This is a genomic window from Chitinophaga sp., from assembly GCF_035564935.1.
Lineage (GTDB): Bacteria > Bacteroidota > Bacteroidia > Chitinophagales > Chitinophagaceae > Chitinophaga.
Map to the genome: position 1 here is coordinate 1 of NZ_DATMTE010000332.1, position 2,858 is coordinate 2,858.

General features: G+C 45.4%; 5 protein-coding genes. All 5 read right to left on the minus strand.

Translation table 11 applies throughout. The features are described 5' to 3' along the window. Window positions 1–214: hypothetical protein (locus VN105_RS08855; protein WP_325639969.1), on the minus strand; the 214-nt coding region annotated here is incomplete at its 3' end. 38 nt (window positions 215–252) lie between these two features. Next, on the minus strand, window positions 253–849 hold the full coding sequence (gene coaE, locus VN105_RS08860; RefSeq protein WP_325639970.1) for a dephospho-CoA kinase: 597 nt from the start codon (window positions 847–849) through the stop codon (window positions 253–255). A 130-nt stretch (window positions 850–979) separates the two neighbouring features. Further along, window positions 980–1,324 (minus strand): preprotein translocase subunit YajC, encoded by a 345-nt coding sequence (yajC, locus tag VN105_RS08865; protein WP_325639971.1) that lies wholly within the window; start codon window positions 1,322–1,324, stop codon window positions 980–982. A 31-nt stretch (window positions 1,325–1,355) separates the two neighbouring features. After that, window positions 1,356–1,796, minus strand: a complete 441-nt coding sequence (locus VN105_RS08870; protein ID WP_325639972.1) for a DUF1573 domain-containing protein — start codon at window positions 1,794–1,796, stop codon at window positions 1,356–1,358. A gap of 36 nt (window positions 1,797–1,832) precedes the next feature. Continuing rightward, the gene (gene nusB, locus VN105_RS08875) at window positions 1,833–2,762 is read right to left on the minus strand and encodes a transcription antitermination factor NusB (RefSeq protein WP_325639974.1); all 930 of its coding nucleotides are present in this window, start codon (window positions 2,760–2,762) and stop codon (window positions 1,833–1,835) included. Window positions 2,763–2,858: the final 96 nt, after the last annotated feature.

Consider the following 2,858-nt stretch of genomic DNA (forward strand, 5'->3'; position numbering starts at 1 on the left):
GGTAGGGGGCTTCTGTTTTACCCTGTAACAATTGTTTCACTATTGCTGCTGCACTGGCGGTGAGCTGAATGGGAGTTCTGTTCGCGCTATCCATTATCCTTGTTTTTGCCAAAGTTAGGGAAAACCATGGGTGGTTGGGCCATGTGGTATACAGCAGGTAACTGGCAGGTACATTGATGGGGCCGTGCAGCTGCTGCATACAGGCTTCATCCATGGGGTGTTTCCGCTGTTGAGGTGGACTTGAAGCGGGTATTACTTTGTGGTGGCGAGTTCCAGGAACTGTTTGTGAAGGGCCAGCACCTGGGGGATCACCACATGCTGCTCATCGTTATAGATCACGTAATCGCTCAGTTTCATTTTAATGGTTTCGTCGATTTGTTTGTAGATGCGCGCCAGCACTTCATTGCGGGTTACATTATCGCGTTTCATAACGCGGTGTACGCGTAAAGGCTGGGGGGCAAAAACGGCGATCACTTTATCGAGGTGATGAAACGATTCTGTTTCAAAGAGCAGGGCGGCTTCTTTTAATACATATGGGGTGTGTTGCTGCAGGGCCCAGTTATCTGAATCGCGGATGGTGGCAGGATGTACGAGGGAGTTCAGGAGAGCCAGCTTGTCTTTGTCGTTGAATACAATATTTCCCAGGAGTTTGCGGTTCAGTGCGCCTTCCGCGTCGTATATTTCTTCACCAAAATGGTGTTTTACCTGCGCGGCGAGTTCCGGGTCGCGGACCATGATATCTTTCGCCCGGTCGTCCGCGTAATATACGGGAACGCCCAGTAATTCAAATATTCTGCTAACGGTGCTTTTGCCGGAGCCAATTCCTCCGGTGATTCCAATCTTTAACATGGCTCCAATTTATAAAAAATTACGAACTACCCATATGAATTACGGAGTTACAGGCAGATGCCGGGGGACCTGGATCCTCGCCTGTTATCTGTCTGTAACTCCGTAGCGGTAATTACGTTAACCGTAATCCTTATTTGGTTTCAGCCGGTTTTTGCTGGGCTGTGGTATATTCCATACTGATGGCAGAACGTTCGATGGTAAAGCTGGTGCCAGGGCTTACTTCCATCAGAACGGTGTTGTTGTCGTTCATTTTCTTCACTTTACCGTGGATACCGGCAATAGTCACGATTTTATCACCTTCTTTCAGGTTATCGATAAATTGTTTCTGCAGTTTTGCCTTTTTAGTTTGAGGTCTGATCATGAAAAGCCACATAACGAGGATCATACCCCCAAAGAACAGGAAAGAAACCCAGGAGCTACCACCGCCTTGGGCACCGCCCTGGGGCGCCATTAATAAAATGTTCAGGATGTTCATTTCTATAATTGATTTAATAGTTTAGTCCGGACTATTTGGTAATGATATTGCACTGGATTTTAGGTCCTACCACATAACCGTCATTATTGTTGATTTTAACAGAAACTTCTTTTTCGGTATAACCGGATTTCCCGTGGCTATCGAAAATAACCTTCATATAACCGGATTGTCCGGGTTTGATAGGTTCTTTTGGCCATTCCGGTACGGTACAGCCGCAGCTGGATATGGCGTCTTCAATGAGCAGCGGGCTGGTGCCTGTATTGGTGAATTTAAAGGAATATTCCACTTTTTCACCGGCTGTAATTTCCCCAAAGTTATGCACCTTTTCTTCAAAGGTAAGCGCGGAAGATTGGCCAGCCTCATTTTTTTGCCCGTTACCGGCTGCAGCCGCAGCGGTATTATTTTTTGCATTATTGTTACAAGCCGCCACCAGCAGGCTTCCACAGGCGAGTAAACAGAACAGTTTTTTCATGGCTTACTATTTTACCGTAAAAATAACTTTTCCCACTTACTTTTTCGGACGGTCCTGTTTCTGCACCAGTTGTTCTTTTTCAAGGTCTTTCAGGATATTATCCAGGATACCGTTGATGAACTGTCCGCTCTGGGGAGTGCTGTAGGCTTTCGCCAGGTCTATATATTCGTTGATCGTTACTTTGGTGGGAATGGTAGGGAAATAGAGGAACTCGCATACACCCATTTCCATCAGCAGCATATCTACTGCAGCAATACGTTCAGAGTCCCAGTTTTGTAATTTGGGCTTGATCAGTTCGAGGCAGTATTCTTTTTTGTCTGTTACTGTGAGCAGGAGTTCCTTTGCGTAGTCCAGTTTTTCTTTACTGATCAGCTGGAGGAAATTGAAGAGATGCGGCTTATTGAAATAATTATTGATCAGGATGCCCATCATTTCTTCGTCGTCGCCCCAGTGAAGGAAGGTGTCTTCCATGTGTTGCTGGAACGGCTCGCTTTTAGCCAGTATTTCTTTATAGATAAATTCCAGTATTTCCTTTTCACCTGCTTTGGTACGGTTACCGTCTGCGATGTAGGCTTTGTAAGTATCCGTGGCAACGAGTTGGTTATACAGCTTTCTTAGCAGATCATCATCTGTTTGCAGCTTCATTTTCCATTGTTCCAGGTTTACCTGGAAGCCTTTGTCGCTGGTTATCTGGTAAATAAATTCATTTCCTGCAATTTTCGTGTTCACCTGCAGGTCCTCGGCTGAGGGTAAGTGTTTGGAAGCACGGGCTTGCGCATCAATTTCAGCGTATTGTGCTACCTGTACCACTGAGTTAAGTAAGTAGGTAAAGATCTGGCAGGTTTGGTCCAGCTTTTCGTTTAAAAGTCTGGTGGCCGTGCCTGGCTTAATATTGCTTTGCTCCATCGTTTCCAGGGCATAAAGTGTTTGCATTACTTTAACCCGGATATTTCTTCTACTGATCATCTTATAAAAAAGAACTGGTATAAGGGCGCAAAAGTAGAGAAAAATTTTCATATTCGCGGATTTTGTCCGACGCGGATTTTGTCTGACTCAGGATTA

Bases quoted from the DNA above. Each gene is read 5' to 3' on its own strand.
- coaE (WP_325639970.1), bottom strand. From the start codon at position 849: ATGTTAAAGATTGGAATCACCGGAGGAATTGGCTCCGGCAAAAGCACC.
- yajC (WP_325639971.1), bottom strand. From the start codon at position 1,324: ATGAACATCCTGAACATTTTATTAATGGCGCCCCAGGGCGGTGCCCAA.
- VN105_RS08870 (WP_325639972.1), bottom strand. From the start codon at position 1,796: ATGAAAAAACTGTTCTGTTTACTCGCCTGTGGAAGCCTGCTGGTGGCG.
- nusB (WP_325639974.1), bottom strand. From the start codon at position 2,762: ATGATCAGTAGAAGAAATATCCGGGTTAAAGTAATGCAAACACTTTAT.